The sequence below is a fragment of the Caldisericum sp. genome (assembly GCF_049967455.1).
GTDB lineage: Bacteria > Caldisericota > Caldisericia > Caldisericales > Caldisericaceae > Caldisericum > Caldisericum exile_A.
Genome location: NZ_JBMFSR010000070.1, coordinates 1 through 3,583, shown reverse-complemented (window position 1 = coordinate 3,583; position 3,583 = coordinate 1). Strand labels below are relative to the sequence as shown.

Here is a 3,583-nt window from a genome sequence, read left to right as displayed (position 1 = left end):
ACCTAAACTACTTTAAAAGGCTCTATGGTATTGAGCGCGTAATTTTACGATATGCAAATGTGTATGGTCCAAGGCAAGACCCTCTGGGTGAGGCAGGTGTTATTTCAATATTTACAGGGAGAATCTTAGAAGGGAAACCTGTTTTTATTTTTGGTGATGGCACTCAAACAAGGGATTTTATTTATGTTGAAGATGTTGTAAATGCAAATTTACTTGCAATCGCTGGAAGCGAGGGTGTTTATAACATAGGAACAGGTGTTGAAACTTCTGTAAATGATATCGTAAAAGTCTTTGAAGAGGTTCTTGAAAGAAAAATTCAAGTAGAGTATTTGCCTCCTCGTAAGGGTGAAGTTTATCGCATTGCCCTTGACTATACAAAAGCTAAGCAATCTTTAGGATTCGAACCTACATATACACTTAAAGAAGGGATAAAGAAAACAATTGAATGGTATATTAGGAATTTATGAAATAAAATTTATGTAATTTTGTTTATAATATGGCGATGAAAAAAGATCAGAAGACTATAAAAAAAGAAAAGCAAGAAAACTCTGTAAGCCTTAATTTGATTGTGCTTTTCCTTGCATTTATTCCTCTGTTTTTCTCTGGGATCTTTCAAGGGGGATATTTTGCATGGGAAACATACCTTACTTTTCTTTTGAGTTTGCCTTCCGTAATTCTTTTTTCATATCTTAAATTCGTAAAGAAAGAACCATTTAAAGGCATTGAAGGGCTCAATTTTGCAATATTTTTATTCCTTTTGGTTTCGTTTTTTTCACTTTTCTTTACGGTATATTTTTATGCAACCTTAACTGAGTTTTTCAAAGTTGTCCTTTATGTGTTTATGTTTTATATTGCAGTAAATACTGTTGAAAATGAAAAGATTTATAAGGCCTCCCTTATTGTTATACTTTTTCTTTCTTTTATCCTCTCATTGATTGGTATTCTTGCATATATTGGCTACAAGCTTAATATTGGCTTGCCGTTTTTTAATTTTCTTTTAGGTAGAGGCTTTGCAGTGAATGGAATTATTGCTTCAACACTCCAATATTCAAATACTTTTGGTGCATTTCTTGTGCTTCCTATGTTTATTTCAGTTGGGTTTTTCCTTTATGAGAACGCGGTTTTAAGGAAAATTTTGTATTCTTTTTTGTTTGTATTCTTTTTTATTACCTTTATTCTTACTCAATCACGAGGTGCAATCCTTACATTTTTGGCAGGTTTAATTGTATTTGTGCTTCTTCTTAAAGGAAAAGAGCGATTGTATTCGATTTTGTCTATTGTGGGGCTGTTTGTAGTAGGTGCAATTTTTGTAATGCTAAAAAAAGATGTTGTTTTTCCATATCTTGGCACATTGATTTATAAGTTTAATGTCTTACTTAATTTCTTAAAAAATGGAAGTTATGACGAATCACTTGGTGGTCGTATCTATATGATTAAGGATACCTTTAGAATTTTGAAAGACTATCCTATTTTTGGCGCAGGATTTGGCACTTACCAATATATTTATGCAAAATACAGATCAATTTATTTCTTTTCAAAGTTTCCTCATAGCCTTCTTTTCCAGTATCTTTCTGAAGGTGGCATTTTAGGTTGCATTGCGCTTCTGTTTTTTGTGGTTTTGCTTATACATAAGGGATACAAAGTTGTCAAATCTCACTACTCTCCCTTAAATGTTGGACTTTTTTCAGGTTTGGTTGGCATCCTTCTCCATGCGTTTATTGATTTCGATTGGTCGCTTATGTTTATTCCTCTTATTACACTTTTTTCTTTTGGCTTACTTCTTTCAGAGGGAGATAAAATAAATATTGATTTTAATAAAATTTTGGGAAAGTTTAATTTAAAACCGCATAAGAGTGAGACAAAACATGCCACACGCTCAAAAGACAATGCGAGTGTAAACAAGATATTTTCTTTCATTTTAATTTCATTTCTTATAACAATTTTACTCATATTTATGTTTATATCTGTAAATCTTGATAGACTTGCTTTGAATAATCAAGGGAAGGTGCCTTTAGAAAAGACAATTTCGGATTTTGAAAGTGCGATTTTGTTTAACCCATTAAATGCATCGCCTCGTTACAATCTTGCAAACTTATATGCTCAAATTGTTAAATCTCAAGGTAATGCTGACCAATCAAAGGTAAGTGTAACAAAGTTGCTTTATGAAGAGGCAATTAAAAAATGCCCAATGTATTTCTTATACCATTTTGACTACGCTAAATTCCTCTATACAATCGGCGATGAAAATGCAATTTCTGAGTTTAGGAAAACAATTGAATTAAATCCTCTTGATCCTGGAGCCCATTCTTCTTTGGCGATTGCCTATTTAAACCTTAAAAATGATTTAACGGATGCAAAAAGTGAATTGGATTTGGCGCTTTCCTTGGCTCAAGATGCAATTGATAAAGGTCTTATTGGAAAGGACATTTTAACTGATATTTATATTGGATATGGTCTTTATTATGAGAAGGTAGGCAATTTAGCTAAGGCAATTGAAAATTACAAACTTGCAATCTCAACGAGTCCGAATAACCCTTATGCATATTACAAAGCTGGTTCGCTTGAAGTTAAGAATGGGGAATTACCACAGGGGATTCAGCATCTATTCTATGCTTACTATTACAATCCTAATGATCCTACAATTAGGGCGGAGTTTGAAAAGTATGCACCTGTTATCTTAGTTGCAAGTCCAAAGAATGGTGAAACATTTAAAAAGGGCGGAGAGATTAATATTACTTGGATTCCAACAAATGATAAAAATGTGGAAAGATATGTGATATGGCTTATTCCACCTAAAGGTGATTGGATACTCATTAATGGAAACCTTTCTCCAAAGACACTTTCTTATAAATATACCTTACCTAACAATGTTTCAGACGGTGCTTATACACTTCGAATTTATGCAGTTTCCCACAAAATTATGCAAGGGCAGCTTGGTGATTGGATTTCGTTTGGTGAAGTAAAAATTAATATAGCGCGCTGAGTTTATTTGTTGAAAACTTCTTTTTTTACATTTTCAAGCACTTGAATGAGTTCGTCTAATTTTGTTTCAAAGACCTCTTTATATTTGAAATACTCAGCTTTACCCTTTTCTGTTATTTCGTATATATAGCGAGGGTGAGCTTCTGAATAGTCCCATTTGCCTTTTATAAGACCATGAGATTCAAGCCTCTTTAATATTGGATACATAAATCCTGGGCTTGGTTGCCAGAGGTTTGAAAGAAGTTCTGTGACTTTTTTCGAAATTGCCTCACCATAAAGAGGTTTTTCATGCACAAGATGAAGTATGTAGAATGTAATGAATTGTCTTGCACCAAAAACTGACGCTACAAAAAAATTCTTCTTTTTATCGCAAAAATCAAAAATGCCTCCCATTTTTCACCTCTTACTCTAATATATATAAATCTTTATTAATTTTACGATAAATTTATTTTTCTGTCAACAGATATATTGATCTTACTTCACTCGATATGACTCAATGTGTCCGTCATTTCGAACGAAGTGAGAAATCTCCATATTTTGAGGGGGCAACAACCCCCTCAATACTCCCCCAAAACTGAGGAGATTCCTCGCCTTCGGCTTC

3 protein-coding genes are annotated in these 3,583 nt (G+C 33.2%); 2 read left to right on the top strand and 1 reads right to left on the bottom strand.

The annotated features are described in order from the left end of the window. Both ACP5SP_RS07600 and ACP5SP_RS07595 read left to right on the top strand, forming a co-directional pair. A partial coding sequence (locus ACP5SP_RS07600) for an NAD-dependent epimerase/dehydratase family protein (RefSeq protein WP_428076442.1) occupies positions 1–467 on the top strand: 467 nt, incomplete at its 5' end. A 35-nt stretch (positions 468–502) separates the two neighbouring features. Beyond that, positions 503–2,983, top strand: a complete 2,481-nt coding sequence (locus ACP5SP_RS07595) for an O-antigen ligase family protein (protein WP_428076440.1) — start codon at positions 503–505, stop codon at positions 2,981–2,983. A 2-nt stretch (positions 2,984–2,985) separates the two neighbouring features. Here the strand turns inward: ACP5SP_RS07595 and ACP5SP_RS07590 are convergent, their stop codons facing one another. After that, on the bottom strand, positions 2,986–3,375 hold the full coding sequence (locus ACP5SP_RS07590; RefSeq protein WP_416085652.1) for a PadR family transcriptional regulator: 390 nt from the start codon (positions 3,373–3,375) through the stop codon (positions 2,986–2,988). Positions 3,376–3,583 lie beyond the last annotated feature (208 nt).

Bases quoted from the DNA above. Each gene is read 5' to 3' on its own strand.
- ACP5SP_RS07590 (WP_416085652.1), bottom strand. From the start codon at position 3,375: ATGGGAGGCATTTTTGATTTTTGCGATAAAAAGAAGAATTTTTTTGTA.
- ACP5SP_RS07595 (WP_428076440.1), top strand. From the start codon at position 503: ATGAAAAAAGATCAGAAGACTATAAAAAAAGAAAAGCAAGAAAACTCT.